Origin of the sequence: Myroides odoratimimus, from assembly GCF_030326305.1 — a bacterium.
GTDB lineage: Bacteria > Bacteroidota > Bacteroidia > Flavobacteriales > Flavobacteriaceae > Flavobacterium > Flavobacterium odoratimimum_A.
Map to the genome: position 1 here is coordinate 37,866 of NZ_JACAKB010000001.1, position 18,689 is coordinate 56,554.

Here is an 18,689-nt window from a genome sequence, read left to right on the forward strand (position 1 = left end):
AATAACTATATGAAATGTTATTATTAAGAATAGAAAATAAAGCAATGTTTACTTTGTGATTTTTATATTAATGATGGTGCTGTCTTAGATTGATTTCATCAGTATATATCTTATAATATGTACGCTTTGCTTGCACTTTCTTGAGGATTCTTTGGGGATTCCTAGGAGTTTTCTTGCCTAGAGGGTGTTTTTGTCAAAGAAAGGTGCAAGAAACCCTCAAGCAATCCCCTAGTAAGTCAAAAGAAAACAATCATTAGTTTAAGAATAAACACTAATAAGAAATTGATCTTTTATGTACTTATTTTTAAAATAATGATGTGAGTATTTGTTTTTCTAAACAAGTGTTCTATATTTGTAGAACAACATCTACAAATATCAGTATTATGAAATATAGTGTATTCATTTTTAGTCTTGTAATAATTGTATCTTTCAGTTCTTGTAAGATTAATCAGAAAGTTGGAAGCGAGAAAGTAGGTCGTTGGGTGTTTAAAAGTACAGTCGAGGGAAAGCAGGAAGTACAACGTGGAAGATACGACAGTGCGGGTTTTCAGAAAGGGACATGGAGGTATAAGCGAGATGGAAAGCTTTATAAAAAAGAAGTGATACGAGATTCTATAGCTCACACTACTTTTTATCACCCTAATCATAAGGTAGAGGCAATCGGTAAAACGGTATTGGTCAAAACTAATAAAGGTTTGCATTATTACTATACAGGATCTTGGTTTATCTATGATCTAAAGGGAAGATTAATACAAGTAAAGCATTATAAAAAAGGAATATTAGAACATATTACAACTGTACGAGAATGATAAAACTACCACAAACAGAAGAACAACTAATGGAATATATTTGGGATATGGAGAAGGCATTTACAAAGGATATTATGGAAAAGTATCCAGAGCCTAAACCTGCTCAAACAACAGTGGCAACGTTGTTAAAAAGATTAGTTGACAAAGGGTTTATTGATTATAAATTATATGGTAACTCTAGAGAGTACTACCCTTTAATAGCGAAAGACGATTACTTTGAGAAACATCTTAACGTCATGGTAGAGAACTTCTTTGATAACTCTGCTTTGCGTTTTGCTTCTTTTTTTACTAGAAAAAGTAAGATGAGTAAACATGAATTAGAAGAATTAAAAAAAATAGTAGATGAACAGTTAAAAACGAAATAGCTATGTTATTATACCTATCCAAAATCACACTCATTCTCATTGCTTCACTAGTGATATATAAACTGTTGTTAGAGAATAGTAAAGCACATCACTTTAAGAGATATTACCTACTAGGGACATTGCTTATAGGGCTTTTTTTACCGTTTATTACTGTTTCTACAGATGTGGAGATTGTATCATGGAACCAAACTTTAGAAGAGTTAAACGACGTCATTATGGAAACTCCTAAACAGGAGGTGATGGTTAATTCTACTATAGAGTGGTCTTATGGAATAGGGGTGTTATATCTGATAGGGATATTATTTTTACTATTTAAGTTAGTTGTCGAAACTATCAAAATTAGAAGGTTAAAACAGGAAGGAACTAGTATAGAGTTCAATGATGTAGCTATAGTTTTATCTAGTCAAATCACAAATGCCTTCTCGTTTGGGAATACAGTATACTTTCCTATAACAGAAGAAGTGTCAGAAGACAATAAAATATTGCAACATGAAATAGTACACGTACAGCAGAGACATAGCTTGGATATTATATTGATAGAGATGTTAAAAGTGCTCTTTTGGTTTCACCCAATATTCTATTATTATAAGACTTGTATAGCGTTAAACCATGAGTTTTTAGCAGATGACTCGAGCGTTTCTTCTCAAGAAGAAGCAGGAGCATATTTACAGTTGTTATTAGCTCAGACTTATAAACAGCATGAGTTACAAGTAACGAGCTCTTTCAACTTTAACTTGACAAAGAAGCGATTCATCATGATTACAAAAAACAATAGTCCATGGAGAAATAGAGTAGGGATCAGTTTGTCTTGTGTTCTTTTTTTACTAGTGGGCACACTTGCTATTCAAGCCAAGTCAACTAATCAGAAAGTGACGACAGATACAGCTGATATACCATTCCAAGCGACAGATACGCGAGCTCAATATCCAGGAGGGATGAATCAGTTTATTAATGACTTTCTTCTAAATTTTACAGATCCATATCCCTATTCAGAAGAGAGTGAGGCTAAAGTAGTAGTACAGTTTACAGTAGAAGTGGATGGGACATTAGAGAATATAGTGGTTTTAAGAGATCCGCTAGGAGTAGGAGAAGAGATAGTAAAGACCTTAAGGACGATGCCAAAATGGCTTCCTGCACAGCAGAATGGAGAAGTAGTAAGCACAGTGTTTACTTTACCAATAACTTTTAAAAGAGCAACACCATGAGACCAATAACAACAGTATTATTATCATTTAAGCTATATGTTACTTGCGTAGTGACTTTATTAGGAGGTGTACTAACAAGTATGGGACAAGAGATATTAGAGGATTACAGTAACTTTCTTGCACTTGAGAAAGTTGAGCTTTCTTCAGGCGATATACGTTTATTAAAAACAGTAAAAGAAGTAGACTCTACTGTGAAGGGAGCAGAGTATATTAATAAGCATCGTTTGTTTTGGGATTATCTTGTAGTGAATTTTTCTGAGTCTTTAGAGAAGAATACATTTGCCTCGAATAAAGAGATTACTTTGTCACAAGATAGCTTTCTATCTATGATGGTGTCGGATACTATTTTTAGTCCGTTAGTAGAGAAGTATAACGCTCAAGTGATAAAAAAGGATAGTAAAAAAGATTCTATCTCTATGGATGAAGTACTTAATGTTGCTGTTAAGTTCTTTAGTATAGAGAATATTACCCCAAAGGGAGAGTACACGGCGAGGGTATGTGTAGGATTAAATAGTATTAAAAATACTGAAGCTATACGTATGCCCTTTGTAGAAGCTTTTGCTTTCAATGCCATTATGAAGAATCTTAGAAATGAACAGTATGATGTATATAATTACTTTATAGATTCAATAAGGGGTATTTATAAGTTAAACCTTGGTATTGATAAAGAAGAAAGATTGCTTCGTGCTCAGGGTGCTCTTTTTATTCAGATGCTTCAGAGTGATAAACTGAAAGAGTTATTAGAAGATGAATATGATCTGAATAAGGAGGTATTACCTTTTGTACTTTCTTCGTAGTTAGAATAAATTTATATAGAACCTGTCGTTAAAAGACAGGTTTTTTTATACTAACACTTGAATAATTTGTATTTTTAAAACAAAAAATGAGAACTAATTATTTTAAGTACTTCTTCACTATTTTTATCTCTACCTTAGTTATGGCCTCGTTCGCACAAGATAGAGTAGTTATCCATGAGCATACTCCTAAGTCTGCCTTGATCTGTGCTAGGTCTAATACAGATACTGTTGAATTCACGCATAACAAACAGTTTAAACCCGCTACTTCTCGTATGAGTGCTGATCAATTATCTATAAACTTTTCTAAGCATTTTTACCAAGCTTTTCCTGATAAGAAGGTGAGTAATAATATTAATCTTGTTTTTGAAATAACCATTGAGAAAGACGGATCTATTAATGATATCAGTGTATTGCGCAGCAACTTTACATCAGAAGAGAACGATAAGCTAAAAGAGATCATTTATACGATAACAGCAGATACGTGGATTCCAGCTTCTTATAAAGGAGAGAAGATTACTTCACAGTATACATTGCCGATTATATTATTAGCAGATGTTAATGAAATTTAGTGTCAATGTGATGTAGGGGCTTTTTTGTTATAGTTATAAGAGATATCTTAGTTAGCTGTTAATAAAAAGCACAATACAGTGTTCAATACAACGACAACTAAAGTAATACTAACACTTGTATCTACTACCTAACTTTGGTTAGAAGGCGGGATGCATAAAGTGGTAGCAAATAGCCTATCGAATGAAGTATCTGTTCTGACAGATAAAAAGCACGCTAAGTATCCAGGTCATTTTATGAATGATTTTGTAAAAGCCTTTTACAAGAATAACCAAGAGATAGAGACAGAAGAGACAGAACTTAGTTTTACTATTAATTTTACAGTAACAGATTCAGGACAGGTAGATAATATTACTGTGCCTGGTATTACAGACTCATCTATATCAGAGGAGGTTGTCCGTACAGTGAAGTCTCTAAAGAAGTGGAAGCCTGCTACAGAGGGTAAAACAGCAATAGCATCACGATATTCAGTACCTTTTTATATTAATGTATCCATATTAGAAGTATAACGAAATTAGAGAAGAGAGCATATCGCTCTCTTTTTTTGTTTATCTTGAACTTGCTAAAAAAAGAAAATAGAATGATACATAGAACCTTAAAGCTAGTATTTGTTTTTACCTTGTTTGTATTAGGGGCTCAGTACAGTGTGGCTCAGAGAAAGAATAAAAAGTCAAAGAATAAGCAGACAACAGAAGTTGTTACATCTCCTCGTGATACAATAGCTACGTATCAAGGCGATTTTAAAGAAGACTTCTTAAGAGCATTCTTTAAGGAGAGTGGTAAGATTGTATTTAGTGGAGCAGAATTTAAGTTTGTTCTTAGTTTGTTATTGACTGATACAGGAGAGGTGAATGAAGTCATCGTTCTTGGTGTAGATAATAGCAATGTCAAGGAAAGAATGAAGACTATCGCTATGAATGTAGGAGCTTGGACTCCTGAGGTAAAAGAAGGGAAGCATATTAAATCTCAAGTAACAATCCCTTTCGTTATTAAGCAGAGTGACTTTATTATGACTCCAGCAGATTTAAATAAGTTATTAGAGAAAAGAAAAGAGTAAACTATCTCTTGGTATAGAACTATATCTCTGAATAATGTAAACCTATTGATTTTTTATTGATGTAATAATACCTTTGTAGTAAGTCCATTATTTATACGAATTTACGGACTTACTACAGAGTCATTTAATAGAAGATTACCTTGCTAAGATTTCTATAAGTTGATCTCATATAAGACATGTTCTACTAGAGGGTGGTCTTTAGGGACAAGAGGATGATTAAAGTTCTTTACATAAGACATTCCTATTTTCTCCATTACATTATAAGAACGCTTATTCTGTGTCGTAGTGAATGAATAGATCTTATCTAATTCTAAAGTTTCTTTACCAAATGCTATACACGCTTTAGCAGCCTCTGTAGCATAACCTTTACCCCAGAACTGTGGTAGCATACGCCATCCTATCTCTACTCCTGGAGCGAAGTCCACATCAAAGGTAATATCTAATAACCCGACAAACCCAATAAAGCTTCCACTGCTTTTTTCTTCTACAGCGAAGAATGCATATCCTTGAGTATCTATTTTACTTTTTTGTCTGTTGTATGCCTGTGTTGATTCTTCAGCTGTCATTTTCTTCAAGAAAAACTCCATCACCTGATCATCCTGATTCATAGCTATAAAGTCAGCTAGATCACTTTCTTTATATTGACGAATCAGTAGTCGTTCTGTTTCTATAAATACCTTCATTGTTTTATTTATTTTATTGTTTGTAGAAGAGTAATACTATGGATTAATCTCTTCACGTACTTTTTTAGTTAAGCTGTTGAATACTAAATCATATGAATGATCTATTAATTCTTTTAATAGAGGCCACTGTACAGAACCTCCTAAGTGTACACTGTTCCAGTGCTTTTTGCTCATGTGATACCCAGGTGTGATCTCACTATAATCAGCACGTAATTCTTCTGCACGTTCAGGATCACACTTCAGATTGATAAAGCAGTTCCCTTGTTCCCATTTCGTTAGGTTTAGGAGTAAGTATATTTTACCTCCCACCTTGAATGTTAGAGTTTCTTCATCAAAAGGGAAGTCTTCTACTGTCCCTTTTTTATTTAGGCAGTAGTCATAGAGTGTATGTACATCCATTGTTATAGTGGTGTTTTACCGAGTTGTATTAGTTCTTTTCGAGATAGAGTATCGTAGACTAGATCATAAGAGTGGTCTATCCATTCTTTGATTTGATCAGGTGTAAATCTGCCTCTGAGATATACCGTATTCCAGTGTTTCTTGTTCATGGTATATCCATATGTAATATCTTCATATTCCTCTCTTAATTCAGTCGCAAGTTGAGGGTCACATTTGAGGATAATATTGCGATCACCCTGTTCCCAAAAGTGCATGGCAATCATCGCAAATATCTTTCCGCCAACTTGGAATGTCATTAAGTTTTCGTCAAATGGGAAACCACTTGTAGCGTAAGGTCTAGAAGAACAATAGTCGTATAATTCATCTAGTTCCATAGTTTATATGATTTTATATAATACAGGTTTACTAGGACTAGCATCATTGACAAAAGAAGCTAGCTGTATATTCAGAAAATAGAACCCATCCTTTACCTCATCATCCACATATATCATCTCTGTAATGGTAGACTTTAGCCTAGCATCATCGTTCAGATGACGAGTATCTGTTACATTCCAGAAGGCCTTATGAGCGAGTAGTTGCCCGCCATCTTCTTCTCTGTCTACGCTTGGCAGATCTATGAGTAGATGATCTATACCCTGCTCTCTTAAGAAGGTAGCAGCCTCAGCACATAAGTAAGGAGGATTGGTATGAGAGTATTTTCGTTGTTTCTTGTTTAACTCATTAGGCGTAGTACGTATGATAATCGCTTTTTGATGATTAGCAGTCCATACCTTTTTTAGCTGTGCTAATGTGATTACGCAGTCTCCATCTTGTTGTACTTCTGGAGAGATAGTCACAAGTTGAGCAAAGAAGAAGTATTCTTTTAAGCTCTCATTGACATTGTAGAAGTCATACGTGATATGTCCTAGACATTCTGTATGAGTCCCATGCCCATGAGGGTTGAATGCGATATTATTAAAGTTAGTCGAAGACTTACCTTCACTTACTTTCCCTATCCAGTCTTCTACCACTACAGGAGATATCTCAGGCTTATCTAGATACCATGCGATAGGATTATCGTCAGTATTGATAAGCGGGATAGAGATATCTATCGGCTTAGAGAAGTCGATTTGATAATCTGTATCTGAATAGGTTATCGTTGCTTTCATTGTTTTATTTCAAATCTAAATAAAATAAATCAGATGCAATACCATCACTTAAGAATTTTCCCTTATTTGTGATCGTAAGGATATCCCCTTCTTTATGCATCAGTCCCTCTTCTAAGAAAGGAGCGCTAAGTTTGATCAGATAATCGTGATAAGTCTTACCGAACTCTCTTTCTACACGAGTCAGGTCTACTCCCCATATCGTTCTCAGTCCAGTCATGATATATTCATTATATCGATCCGTCAGGTTGAGTTCTTCTATTTCTCTAGGTAGTTTATCTTCTGAAATATCTTTTATATAAAGACTGTTATTCGCTATATTCCAACTTCTGTGTACTCCGTCAAAGCTATGTGCTGAAGGACCTATACCTAAGTACTTTTTACCTAACCAATAGGCTGAGTTATTCTTAGAATAATACCCCGGTTTAGCGAAGTTAGATAGTTCATAGTGGATATATCCCTTCGCTTTTAGAGTCTCTATTAATAACATAAAATGTTGATGAGCCACCTCTTCTTCAGGACTAGGGATAACCCCTTTTTTGATGAGTTTGTTTAAGGCTGTACGCTCCTCTACAGTTAGCGCATAGCACGATATATGAGGAATGCCAAGGTCTAAGATACGCTGTACATTAGATAGCCATCGTTCATTGCTCATATTCGGAATACCGTATATCAAGTCTATTGAGATATTGTCAAAGAGACTCGTAGCTATCTCTAGACATTCAATAGCTTCTGTAGAATTATGAGCCCTATTCATCATCTTTAGGTCGTCCTCATAGAAAGACTGAATACCGATACTTAGTCGGTTTACTCTAGATTCTGCTAATTTGTATAAGGTAGCTTTATCTAGATCATCCGGATTCGCCTCTAATGTGATCTCTGGATGTTCATTAACCTCAAATAAATTATAGGCTGTCTGTATCAAGTCATTAATCTCATCTACCTCCAAGATACTAGGCGTACCACCACCGAAATATATCGTCTCAATGATCTCACCATCTAGTTCATTCTGGCGCAGTGCCATCTCATGTTTTAGACCTGCCAGCATCTCCTCTTTCTTCTTTAATGAAGTAGAGAAGTGAAAGTCACAGTAGTGACACGCTTGTTTACAGAACGGAATATGTATATAGATACCAGCCATTATTTTTTTACTCTATCTTGGTTTTGTTTTACGAATGCATCCCAGCCACTATAACTTTTAGTAGCCAATGTTCGCCCACTGTTAAAGAAGTGACAGACAGCTGCTGCTAGTCCATCCGTACTATCTAGATTCTTAGGTAGTTCTTTAAGTCCAGGTAATAATTGTTGTAGCATTTTTGCCACCTGTTCCTTACTAGCATTACCACTACCCGTGATCGCCATCTTTATTTTTTTAGGCTCATACTCCGTCACAGGGATATCGCGAGACAGTGCTGCAGCCATCGCTACTCCTTGCGCACGTCCTAGTTTTAGCATAGACTGAGGGTTCTTACCTAAGAACGGAGCTTCGATAGCAATCTCATCAGGATGAAAAGTTTCAATTAATTCGATGGTTCTGTCAAATATCAATCTTAGACGAGTATATCTATCCTCATACTTAGCTAATAGCAATTCATTCAGCTGAAGGAATTCCATCTTTTTATTCACCACCTTGATGACGCCGAATCCCATGACTGTTGTTCCAGGGTCTATACCTAATATGATTCTATCTACTGTCAATCTATTCTTGTTTTTAATATCTATGCAAAGATGATACGAAATCCACACTACTCCAAAAAACTGTTCAGTTTTGCTATAAACCTTAGCAATACAGCTTTTGTATAGGAGCTGTAGTTACTTTTTTGTACTAGATACACGATCACACTAAAAATATCGTTTACTTTGTAGCAATGAAGATACTATCTGACAAAATTAAGCAATATCTCGTACTTCTAATTAAAATATTAGTAGTAAGCGCCGCTTTTTATTACATCTATAACCAACTGTCAAATGATGAGACATTGGATTTCCATATTTTAGGCGAAGTAGTGAGTGACCCTAAGAATTACCTCGCTATTGCTGCGTTGATGTTTTTGACATTCTCTAATCGTTTTGTAGAGATTCTGAAGTGGCAGAATCTATCTTCATTAATTAAACCAGTCTCTGTAGGACAAGCTGCTAAGCAAGTATTGAGTGCTTTGACACTTGGAATATTTACCCCTAATGGGATAGGGGAGTACGCAGGTAAGGCACTTTATTTTGAGAAGAAAGATGCCCCCCGTGTTATATTCTTGAATATGGTGTGTAATGGGGTACAGGTGATCTACGCTATTGTTTTTGGGTTGATGGGATTGACTATTCTGAATCAGTTCCATGAGATTATCCCTAATACTTATCTATACATTGTATACGCTGTGATAGCGGTTGTATTTACCTTGTTATTCTCTATCAGAAACTTCGCTATAAAGGGCTACTCTATACAGACTATTCTCAATTTATTAAATGAGATACCAAAGAAGAAACACCGCAAGAATCTATTCTTAGCCCTACTTCGTTATGCATCATTTACCCATCAGTATGTGATTTTGTATTATTTATTTGGTGTAGATATACCTTATTTTGAGCTCTTATGTGCCGTATCGGCTATCTATTTAATGGCATCTTCATTACCTAACTTTCAGTTCTTAGAATTTGCTGTCAAGGGGAGTATTGCCATGTTTATTTTCACTGCTTTAGACGTTAATCAGTGGGTTGTCGCATTAGTGGCTACCTTGATATGGTTACTGAATATCGTTTTGCCGATCAGTATCGGTAGTTACTTTGTATTGACGTTTAAAGTAAAAAAATAGAGAACAACCACTGTATCTACTAGAATAATATACACTATTACTGCTTACTCAATACAACAGGAACCACGAATTGACTTTTCACAGGAACACCTCTTTTCAAGGCAGGGTGTACCGTAGAGAAATCCTGACTTTGTTTGTGTAAGATATCATCTATCGTTTTGGTCAATCCTTTTAGGCTATCAGGTATTTCGTATAGTTGAAAGTCTATTTTAGAATTCGCCTGTACAGTTACCAGTATTTTGAGGGTATCTAGTTGATCGAAGTTGCCTTGAATAGTATCCGCATTTAATCTTAACTGTAGATTTTGGGTAACAAATGAAAAGAAACAATCCTTTTTAGCCTGGTTATCTGTTAGAGAATCACATGATTCTACAGACGGATAACTATCTACCTTGCTCCAGTCTATCTTTTCTAATTCTTCTTGTAATAAAGCCTCTTCGTCTAGCTGATAATTCGCTTTATTCTGACAACCTAGTAATACTATCGATAAGAAAATTGAAAAGAGTAATTTTTTCATAGCTTGGATTATTGTATCTTTAATTCTCAAAAATACAAAAAATACAGATGGAATATGTACTATTATTAATCAGTATCTTATTATTAGCAGGAGGACTTATTGGAAGTATTTTACCTGCACTACCAGGACTACCTTTGAGTTGGGTAGGTATTCTATGCTTATATTTGACTAAGGGAGTAGAGATGGATCATCCTATTCTGTGGGTGAGCTTTGTGGTGATGATAGCGATTTCTATTCTAGATTATATCATTCCTGCCCAGGGTACTAAGAAATTTGGAGGGAGTAAGTACGGTGTATGGGGAACCAATATCGGACTCGTAGTCGGGATATTTGCACCTATTCCATTAGGGTTTATTATAGGGCCATTTGTAGGAGCTTTAGTAGGAGAGCTAATCTATAATAGCAAAGAGAAAGGTAGAGCATTAAGAGCGGCTACAGGCTCACTGATTGGTTTTTTAGTTTCTACTTTTATGAAGGTAGTAGTTTCTATCATCTTTATAGGTTTAGGGATAAAGATTATTTGGAATAACGCCTCAGTATGGTTCTAAGATAGTCGTCAATTATTTATCCAAAAGCAATGTCATGCTGACGAAGGAAGCATCCCATCCCAATAAGGACTTTCGAATGAGACCTTTCCTATCGTCAAGGTGACACGCTAAACGTATATTCATTCAGGACATGCTACATATAGCGTCTACCACACAGTCTGTGAATTTAGAACTACTGTTCTATTTTTACTTTGAATGTTTCTCTCCATGCACTACTCACTTGAGTCTTAATTTCAGAATTAGTGATGCGTACTTTTAGTTCATCATTGAAGCGAACATTTACATCATTTGCGTACTCGTCGAAGTTATTGACACGTACATTCATACTACCATCTGCATTTAGAGGTACTAATCCATAGTTTGTATTAGCACTAGGAGTGAAGTTAGCAGGAGTATTCGCTTGTGCAGGTGTGACGATAGAGATATCTTTAAATACTATCACCACTAAGCATGCAGCTATCACTGTAAGTATAGCTTTAGTGTATAAATCAACTTTCATAATATTTTTTTTAATAGTTAACTAGTTGAAATATACAAAAATAAGTGTTCTAAATATAGACTATCTTTTATTTTTTACTACCTAACAGCGGTTTTTCTATAAAAGTAATTCCGATACCTAATAAGATAATAGCACCTCCTAATATCATCTGTACAGTGATTTGCTCGTCTAAGAATACCCAAGCAAGTATAGCCGCTAGCAACGCCTGGCTTAGTAAACTCAGTGATACACGAGTAGCTCGCATATGCTGAGTAGAGTAGCTGATTAATAACCAAGCTAATAGTTGACAGATAATACCTTGTATCACTAGCGTCACCCATCCCTCTGTAGACCATCCTGTAAAAGGCGAACCCACTATTAGATTCACTATTGCTAAGAAGGCAGAAGAGACTAGTAAGCTATACGTCATAAATGGGATAACTTCTACTGTAGATAGTACTTTTTTACTCATCAGGATATAGCACGCATACAATATTCCTGACAATATCCCAAAGGCAAAAGGCAGGTCAAAAGAGAAATCCATGAATACTTCTACTCCGATAAGGACTACCATTCCTAGAATAGCGAATACTGTTCCTATCCAGAAGTTAGACGTAGGCTTAGTACTTAAGAATAGATAACTACCTACACCCACCCATACAGGAGCGAGGTTAGTCAGTAATGTAGCCTGTGTAGCAGAAGACCCTTGTATCGCATAGTTCCATACAGCGATATCAGACCCAAAGAATATTCCACATAGCACGATCAGTCCCATTGTTTTAGCATCGTATAGCTTGATCTGTTTCGTAAAGATAGCATAAGGCACTACGAATACTGCTGCTATAGCCATACGGTAGAAGGCAGATACTAGACTCGGAGTCAAGTTTAACTTCACAATCACAGGGAATATAGAGATACATATTATTCCGATAAACAATGCTATACGTGGTTTATTAGCCATAATGGGTCTGTTTTTTTACTAACTGCAAAGTAACACTTTTCTTTTGCTAGTTTATCTGTTTTTTGGCAAAGGTCATTAGAATATGAGTTAGATTGTTATAGGTTGATAAAAGGGATTTAACATTTTCTTCTTACATTTAGTTCTGATAACACATATAGAGGCCCCCAACTCTATAGTACCTAAACTCGAGATGAGAATGAATAAAGAACTTTGGGCAAAGATAGAAGCGTTCCAACTAGATAAATGGACAGATGAGTACGGGTTCGTATTACGCTTAGCGAAAGAGAACTTATGGACTAAGCATTTTACAGAATCAGCTATATTAGAATACAAGAAGTTTATGTATCTCGCTGCCACTTCTGATCAGATGGTCTCACCATCAGATATTGTCGATATCGTATGGCATCAGCACCTTATCTTCACACAGAGCTATAATCGCTTCTGTAAATTGTTAGGTAAGGATATACAGCATATCCCTTCTACACATAACCGTACTGAGATAGACAAATTCAAAGAAGCAAAAGAACAGACTACCACCCTCTATACTAAAACATTCGGAGAACAACCTAAAGAGATATGGGAGTATCGCACGATGTATGACAGCCTTCGATTAAAGAAATCTAAACTAAGTAATAATAGACTATTGGGGATATCAGTAGTACTTGTTATAGCACTCTCTATTATTTTATTTTATCCATTGCGAGCTATTTATCGAGAGATTAGTAGTGAAGTATTCTTACCATTCTGTGTAATCTTCTTTATTGGGTTATATATATTTATGGTTCGTTATAGTAAGGCCAAGATTCAAGAGATTATTACAGATAGTAGTTACGAGTCATTTATCTTTAATCTACATCCGTATGAAGTGATGTATCTAAAGAATAGAGGAGTTAGTGAAGGTGTGATAGGAACATTTCACGAATTGATAGAGCAGAAGAATTTAAAGCTAGAGCCTAATGGTAGAATTAGGTTGATACAGAGTAGCATTGTGAAAAACCGTGAACAGGCTGCTGTACTAAAAGGTATAGAAGAGACTGATATAAGAGATTATGAGGATCTAGTGAATATGCTGAAGACTAAACCCGTCTTTATGAATAACAAGACTGTTATAGAGGCCCTATTTAGTTATATCCGTAACTCAAATAAGATTAATCAGTTGATTATTCAACTACTTGTTACATTAGGCGGAATGTCTTTTTTAGCATTTATGCGTATAGTTATTGGTATTAGTAGAGATAAGCCTGTGTCTCTTATTGCTATACTGACTATAGTGATGATTATCACTACCATCGCTACTGTAAGTGCAGTATCATCTAGCTTAATCGAAAAAGGAGTTTTAGCCTATTATCAGTCAAGAATTATCCCTAAGAAAGCAAAAGAGAACAACTGGCAGTGGTCTTATGTAGAGGGAGGTATAGCAGCTCTAGGAGCAGCTCTAACTACCACAGTTATATTATCGAATAGTAAGTATAGTAATATGTCTAACTCTGGTATTAATAGTTGTAGCACAGACTCTAGTAGCTCATGTGGTAGTAGCTGTGGAGGTTGCGGAGGCGGAGGAGATTAATGTGTGGTTTATTAAATGAATGTCTAAAAAATGTTTTTTTAGTCTTGAGTTTTTTATGTTAATTTACAGTTAATATAAACACCACTATTATTATGAAATTAAAGAGTATACTATTTGTAGCTTGTTCTTTATTTCTGTTTAATTGCTCTTCTAGTGATGATAACGGAGGTACACCAACTAAGCCAAGTAAAATAGAATTTAAGACAAAAGAAAAACAACTTTTAGTCAACGAAAGTTTTAATTTATTAGATGAATTAATATTAGAGAATGTAGATACTAAGACTATTCAATGGACTGGATATAATGATAAGATTGTCAACTTATCAGGTACTACGATTAAAGCAACAGCTAAAGGAGAGACTACACTTACCGCATTTGTAAAGAATAGTGATAAGAAAGCCACCCTAAAGCTGATAGTCGCAGATGTTAAGGTCGTTTTCAAGCAAGAGAAAGTAGAAGTTCACAGAGGAAATACTATTGATCTAAACGAATTATTAACCTTAGAGAATGTGGCAAAAGATGAGTTGACTTGGACATTGGATAATAATGACTTTGCTAAAATAAAAGATGGAGTAGTAACAGGTTTTGCTAAAGGGGAAGTGAACATTACAGCGGCTGCAACTAATAAACAAGTCAAAGCTACTATTAAGGTTGTTGTTAAACCAGCTGAGATAAGCGAGTTGCATATTGTTGGGTTAGAAGGAGTATTAATATTAAATAAAAAAGAACAACTAAAAGCAGCTGCCTATCCTCAAGACGCAGAGCTTACTGGATTAATATGGAGTAGTTCTAATGAGAAGATTGTTAAGGTTAGTCCAACTGGACTAGCAGAGCCAGTAGCATTAGGAAGTGTTTTTATAAATGTAAAGTCTCCTAATGGAAAAGAGCAAACTATTTATGTAGAAGTTATAGGGTCAGATATTATGCAGATTATTATATTACCTAAAAAAGCAGATGTTGTTTTTGGTGATAAAATGGAATTAGAACTATTAGTTGATCCTCCAAGATATGAGCCAGGTATGATAGTGTTTACTTCTAGTAATCCTTCTATCGCTACAGTAGATGAGAAAGGTATAGTTACTACCTTTGTTAATAAAAAAGGAACTGTGACTATCACAGCCTCTAGTAAAAAAGATCCAAATATTAATGCTAGCACAGAGCTGAATGTTATGGCTCCTTTTGATAAAATAACAGTTTCTACTACAGTAAGTGGATTAAACTATGTTGATGGAGCAGCGCATGGTCATGCTACACTAGAGATTAAAGAGAATAGTATTATTCCTGGTTTTGTTAATGATAATCCTAATTGGTTTCAGATTACACGAGTACGTGTATTTAGTAAAGATGGTAAAGTAATATTTGAGAATAACAAAATAGTAGATACTCGATATAGTTCTTCTAGAAAGTATGGCTTTAAACTAGAAGGAGTACATGATCCTTATATAGAATATGACTTGAAGTTTAAGGATTATAAAGAGAGTAAGAAAGAAACATTAGTACTGAAAAAATAAATGTAGTAACAATAGATAAGAGCGTGATATACTCAGTATATCACGTTTTCTTTTTTTAGAGAAATTACTACCACAGTAAGCATACCACGTCCATTCAACCCCATCGTAGGGCTGTATCACATACAGCTGATAATGTATATTCATTAAGTATATCTAAGAGTGTAAACACCTTGTATAGAATGGGTTAGTATTTATTGTTAAAAAAACATATTTATTTTTATTTAAAATGTTAAATTATATTTTAAAATATGTATATATTAGCATTTTGAAAATTATTATTGCTATGAAAAAGAATCTTTCATTGTATGAGAGATTGGGGTACTATTAGTTTAGACTCGTTTGATTATCGTAAGTATGTTATCTAATGTTTATATAGTAAGTGTAAGTGATAAGATTAATTAGATGAACATTTAAAAAGCCAAAAGGATAGATCCTTTTGGCTTTTTTATTTCTTAAAGAATACAAATGCAGGCTTAAGACTATTATCTTTCTAATTCCAAAAAGGAGTAATACTGTCGTCATGATGACAACCTGTATGGATAAAGAAAGAAGGTATCAATACATTGTAGTAGGCATAATGTATTGTTTTTTCCTCTCATTCCCTGTTCCCCAACATCCATTCCCTTTCTCTAATACCTATTTCTCATTACTTTATCACGATAACATTAAAGAGCTGTTGTAGCATCTTGCGAAAGTGCTGTCCATATCTATCCTCTATCTCTGTAGGGGAGAGTGAGGTAGTGATATGTATGCGAGGATACGTCTGATCAAAGCGTTGCTCATAGTGACTCTCAATGATATTCGTAACTACCTCACAGGCATACCCATAGTGTTTAGCCACTTGTTCTTTGCCTAGGTTATCTAGGCAGAAGGGTTTTGCATTGATGTTTTCGTATCGCGTAGTCGTCTCGAAGCCTCTCTGCATAAAGTCATGCGAGAGTGAGCGACACGTCTTGATATCATACTGTTTTTTTCTAGAGAAAAAAGGTTTGACCAGCTGCATCACAGCAGTCTTGCCACTATTAGGAGCCCCCATGATGAGCAATCCTTTGTCTAGCGATAAATCTAATCTCTCTAGCGTAGCGTGATCTTCTATGGCATAGATAAGCACTTTGTACAGTGCATCTTTGAGAAACTGATTAATGATAAACTCCTCCCCATATAACTTTTTTCCCCTTTCGAGGATATAAGATAAGCAAGTATTAAAATCGTACTGCTTCGTGCTCTCAACCAAATCGTATGTGTCTTCTAAACTAGTTTTATAGGGCTTCATCATATTTTGAAATTGTTGAATTATTTATATTTATATGTTTTTGTTTATTGTTTATAGTTTTATATATGTGTCCCACTACTAGTCCACGACTTGTCCCACTTTCGGGACAAGTGCTGACCTCCTCTAGTGTCCCACTTTCGGGACAAGTAGTGGACTGGTGCACTGTACCATTTTTTGGACTAGACGTGTCTGACTTTGCCTTCTTTATCTTCTTGTGTCGTTCTATGATATCCGGAGTATAGATGATCTTCATCACAGAGTTGCTATAGCTAGACGTAGAGGGTGTATAGACTATCCATCCCCAGTCCACCATCTCTTGGAGGCACTTACTGTAGGTAGTCTTGCTCCCTATCTTGCTCAGGCTCATCAGTTCAGGGCGGTTGATAATAAAAGTTTCTGTAAAATGGTTGAGGTTCCACTGTTGGAATAAGGCGATGTATAAGCTGACATGGGTTGGTTTTACAGCAGGATTATCCTTTAGTAATTCAAACCAAAAGTTGAGATGCTTGATGTAATTGATGTTTTTCATATTGTCTTTTTTAAGTTGATAAATAGCTTTAGAATAGTATCAAATTTAAAAAAGAGATTTCATTTAAAAATACACTTTATAAACAAAGTTTCGATTGTTTGTAATTTGTGTTTAGTATAGTTTAGATGTCTTATTTTATCGGTCATAAGCCTTGTTTTGTTTGATGAAATAAGCAGGTAAATAGAGATTTAAATGGCTTAAATGAAGATATTCAAATATGTTAGAAAGCGAAGTAAGTGCTCTAATCTTCGAAACATTGTTCTTGTTTGATTACGTGGTTCAATAAATGGACTAGAGGTGGACTCATCTGCTCTTTTTGACCGCTTATGCTATCTTGTGCCCTGATTATAAACCCCATCAAAAAGTAAAATGTTATGAGAAGAAAACCAACGAGATTTTGTATTTACCCAAAAGATGTTATGCTTATCACGGGTAAGAGTTATTCGACGTCACTAAGACTGCTGCGAAAGATCAAGACAGTCTACCGCAAACCTAAGGAAGCTTATGTCAGCTACACGGAGTTCTGTGAGTATACAAATCTAGATGAACAGGAGGTGCTAGAGGCGATCAGTAGATACTAAGAGACGGCTATAGCGATGTAGAGGAGAGCCTATATCGCTATTTTTTTGTGCGATGAGGTGTAGATGGTTCAGATCAACTATGGATGAAGTAAGGAGATGGTTCGGATAGAGAATGACCATAGTTCGGTAAAACACCTTTTAAACCAAGCAATCACTGCTACTCTCCGAATAGTTTCCGAATGAGATAAAAATGAAATCTTGTTGTGATTTGATTATTAGTGTGTTGTTTCAATTTCAGTCAGGCATACTGGGTCAAAAAGGGATTTTAGAGTCATTATCTCCATATCCGTTCATTTATAGGCATAGCGCATCGCTCCACCTAGAGATAGGGGAGGTGAGTAATGGGAAAGATTAGGCTATCCCAATGTAGGCATCATAGGAGTAGATGAAGTACATGTACACGCAGTGGACTTCTTCTTTCTAAATAGATAGTAGAGATGATTAGCTCCATCGACAACGAGCGTGTTGATATGAATCAATTCATACCCTTTGCCATCTAGATAGTTCATGATATCGATATCCGAATTAAAAATCATGGGTGTACCATCATCATTTTTGAGTTGCTTATTTTTTGCCTTTTGCCCGTAGTTTATATTGGCATAATGCTTACTTGATAGGGTAGGTACTGTTACGGTTACCTCTAGATAAGTAGCCGTGATCTCCGATAGAGGCGTGTCACTGACCGTCTGCCCATAAGATATCGTACAGAATAGTGTGGCGATAAGTAGGATAAGCTTGTTCATAGTTGTGTTTGATTATGTATGTAAAGCTAAAGATAGACTATATCAGGGATAGTAGTATGTGTTAGTCTTATTAATTTAAAAGGACATACTGAGAATGTTGAACTGTGATATAATAAATAGGCGATATAACAGTTAATTAGGTATTGC

23 protein-coding genes are annotated in these 18,689 nt (G+C 35.3%); 11 read left to right on the top strand and 12 right to left on the bottom strand.

Going from position 1 to position 18,689, the window contains the following annotated elements; all coding sequences use genetic code 11:
- Positions 1-383 precede the first annotated feature (383 nt).
- The 7 genes from HX049_RS00165 (at position 384) to HX049_RS00195 (ending at position 4,800) form a co-directional block, all read left to right on the top strand.
- Complete coding sequence (locus HX049_RS00165) at positions 384-809, top strand: hypothetical protein (protein WP_286413312.1); 426 nt, start codon at positions 384-386, stop codon at positions 807-809.
- Positions 806-1,174 carry a BlaI/MecI/CopY family transcriptional regulator gene (locus HX049_RS00170; protein WP_006257580.1) on the top strand — a complete coding sequence of 123 codons (369 nt, stop codon included), beginning with the start codon at positions 806-808 and terminating at the stop codon, positions 1,172-1,174. The genes HX049_RS00165 and HX049_RS00170 overlap by 4 nt, the downstream gene beginning before the upstream one ends.
- A gap of 2 nt (positions 1,175-1,176) precedes the next feature.
- The gene (locus HX049_RS00175; RefSeq protein ID WP_286413313.1) at positions 1,177-2,379 is read left to right on the top strand and encodes a M56 family metallopeptidase; all 1,203 of its coding nucleotides are present in this window, start codon (positions 1,177-1,179) and stop codon (positions 2,377-2,379) included.
- Complete coding sequence (locus HX049_RS00180) at positions 2,376-3,176, top strand: hypothetical protein (RefSeq protein ID WP_286413314.1); 801 nt, start codon at positions 2,376-2,378, stop codon at positions 3,174-3,176. The genes HX049_RS00175 and HX049_RS00180 overlap by 4 nt, the downstream gene beginning before the upstream one ends.
- An 86-nt stretch (positions 3,177-3,262) precedes the next feature.
- Positions 3,263-3,745, top strand: a complete 483-nt coding sequence (locus tag HX049_RS00185) for a hypothetical protein (protein WP_286413315.1) — start codon at positions 3,263-3,265, stop codon at positions 3,743-3,745.
- A 150-nt stretch (positions 3,746-3,895) separates the two neighbouring features.
- Complete coding sequence (locus tag HX049_RS00190; RefSeq protein WP_286413316.1) at positions 3,896-4,252, top strand: energy transducer TonB; 357 nt, start codon at positions 3,896-3,898, stop codon at positions 4,250-4,252.
- A 71-nt stretch (positions 4,253-4,323) separates the two neighbouring features.
- Positions 4,324-4,800, top strand: a complete 477-nt coding sequence (locus tag HX049_RS00195; protein WP_286413317.1) for a hypothetical protein — start codon at positions 4,324-4,326, stop codon at positions 4,798-4,800.
- Between the two features lie 152 nt (positions 4,801-4,952).
- Here the strand turns inward: HX049_RS00195 and HX049_RS00200 are convergent, their stop codons facing one another.
- The 6 genes from HX049_RS00200 to ruvC are packed head-to-tail and all read right to left on the bottom strand — an operon-like array spanning position 4,953 to position 8,725.
- Positions 4,953-5,483, bottom strand: coding sequence for a GNAT family N-acetyltransferase (locus HX049_RS00200; protein ID WP_286413318.1), 531 nt, complete (start codon positions 5,481-5,483; stop codon positions 4,953-4,955).
- A 36-nt stretch (positions 5,484-5,519) separates the two neighbouring features.
- Complete coding sequence (locus tag HX049_RS00205; protein ID WP_286413319.1) at positions 5,520-5,882, bottom strand: MmcQ/YjbR family DNA-binding protein; 363 nt, start codon at positions 5,880-5,882, stop codon at positions 5,520-5,522.
- Between the two features lie 2 nt (positions 5,883-5,884).
- Positions 5,885-6,256, bottom strand: coding sequence for an MmcQ/YjbR family DNA-binding protein (locus tag HX049_RS00210; protein ID WP_286413320.1), 372 nt, complete (start codon positions 6,254-6,256; stop codon positions 5,885-5,887).
- A gap of 3 nt (positions 6,257-6,259) precedes the next feature.
- Positions 6,260-7,030, bottom strand: coding sequence for a cyclase family protein (locus HX049_RS00215; protein WP_286413321.1), 771 nt, complete (start codon positions 7,028-7,030; stop codon positions 6,260-6,262).
- Positions 7,031-7,034: 4 nt separating this feature from the next.
- Positions 7,035-8,168 carry a radical SAM family heme chaperone HemW gene (gene hemW, locus HX049_RS00220; protein ID WP_286413322.1) on the bottom strand — a complete coding sequence of 378 codons (1,134 nt, stop codon included), beginning with the start codon at positions 8,166-8,168 and terminating at the stop codon, positions 7,035-7,037.
- Complete coding sequence (ruvC, locus tag HX049_RS00225) at positions 8,168-8,725, bottom strand: crossover junction endodeoxyribonuclease RuvC (protein WP_286413323.1); 558 nt, start codon at positions 8,723-8,725, stop codon at positions 8,168-8,170. Before ruvC ends, hemW begins: the two co-directional genes overlap by 1 nt.
- 170 nt (positions 8,726-8,895) lie before the next feature.
- Here ruvC and HX049_RS00230 point away from each other — a divergent pair, with 170 nt between their 5' ends.
- On the top strand, positions 8,896-9,834 hold the full coding sequence (locus tag HX049_RS00230) for a hypothetical protein (protein ID WP_286413324.1): 939 nt from the start codon (positions 8,896-8,898) through the stop codon (positions 9,832-9,834).
- A 37-nt stretch (positions 9,835-9,871) separates the two neighbouring features.
- Here the strand turns inward: HX049_RS00230 and HX049_RS00235 are convergent, their stop codons facing one another.
- Positions 9,872-10,351, bottom strand: a complete 480-nt coding sequence (locus tag HX049_RS00235) for a hypothetical protein (RefSeq protein WP_286413325.1) — start codon at positions 10,349-10,351, stop codon at positions 9,872-9,874.
- A 47-nt stretch (positions 10,352-10,398) separates the two neighbouring features.
- Between HX049_RS00235 and HX049_RS00240 the strand changes: the two genes are divergently transcribed.
- A complete protein-coding gene (locus HX049_RS00240; RefSeq protein ID WP_286413326.1) occupies positions 10,399-10,899 on the top strand; it encodes a DUF456 domain-containing protein in 501 nt (166 codons plus the stop codon).
- A 172-nt stretch (positions 10,900-11,071) separates the two neighbouring features.
- Here the strand turns inward: HX049_RS00240 and HX049_RS00245 are convergent, their stop codons facing one another.
- Complete coding sequence (locus HX049_RS00245; protein WP_286413327.1) at positions 11,072-11,398, bottom strand: hypothetical protein; 327 nt, start codon at positions 11,396-11,398, stop codon at positions 11,072-11,074.
- Between the two features lie 67 nt (positions 11,399-11,465).
- Positions 11,466-12,338 carry a DMT family transporter gene (locus tag HX049_RS00250; RefSeq protein ID WP_286413328.1) on the bottom strand — a complete coding sequence of 291 codons (873 nt, stop codon included), beginning with the start codon at positions 12,336-12,338 and terminating at the stop codon, positions 11,466-11,468.
- Between the two features lie 196 nt (positions 12,339-12,534).
- On the opposite strand from HX049_RS00250, the gene HX049_RS00255 reads away from it, so the two are divergent.
- Together HX049_RS00255 and HX049_RS00260 are read left to right on the top strand one after the other, a co-directional pair.
- Positions 12,535-13,905 carry a glycine-rich domain-containing protein gene (locus tag HX049_RS00255; RefSeq protein ID WP_286413329.1) on the top strand — a complete coding sequence of 457 codons (1,371 nt, stop codon included), beginning with the start codon at positions 12,535-12,537 and terminating at the stop codon, positions 13,903-13,905.
- 92 nt (positions 13,906-13,997) lie between these two features.
- Positions 13,998-15,416, top strand: a complete 1,419-nt coding sequence (locus HX049_RS00260; RefSeq protein WP_286413330.1) for an Ig-like domain-containing protein — start codon at positions 13,998-14,000, stop codon at positions 15,414-15,416.
- 646 nt (positions 15,417-16,062) lie between these two features.
- On the opposite strand, the gene HX049_RS00265 is transcribed toward HX049_RS00260, so the two are convergent.
- From HX049_RS00265 to HX049_RS00275, 3 genes are all read right to left on the bottom strand, one after another.
- Positions 16,063-16,692 carry a hypothetical protein gene (locus HX049_RS00265; protein WP_286413331.1) on the bottom strand — a complete coding sequence of 210 codons (630 nt, stop codon included), beginning with the start codon at positions 16,690-16,692 and terminating at the stop codon, positions 16,063-16,065.
- Positions 16,676-17,218 carry a hypothetical protein gene (locus HX049_RS00270; protein WP_286413332.1) on the bottom strand — a complete coding sequence of 181 codons (543 nt, stop codon included), beginning with the start codon at positions 17,216-17,218 and terminating at the stop codon, positions 16,676-16,678. Before HX049_RS00270 ends, HX049_RS00265 begins: the two co-directional genes overlap by 17 nt.
- 937 nt (positions 17,219-18,155) lie before the next feature.
- Positions 18,156-18,542 carry a hypothetical protein gene (locus HX049_RS00275; protein WP_286413333.1) on the bottom strand — a complete coding sequence of 129 codons (387 nt, stop codon included), beginning with the start codon at positions 18,540-18,542 and terminating at the stop codon, positions 18,156-18,158.
- Positions 18,543-18,689: the final 147 nt, after the last annotated feature.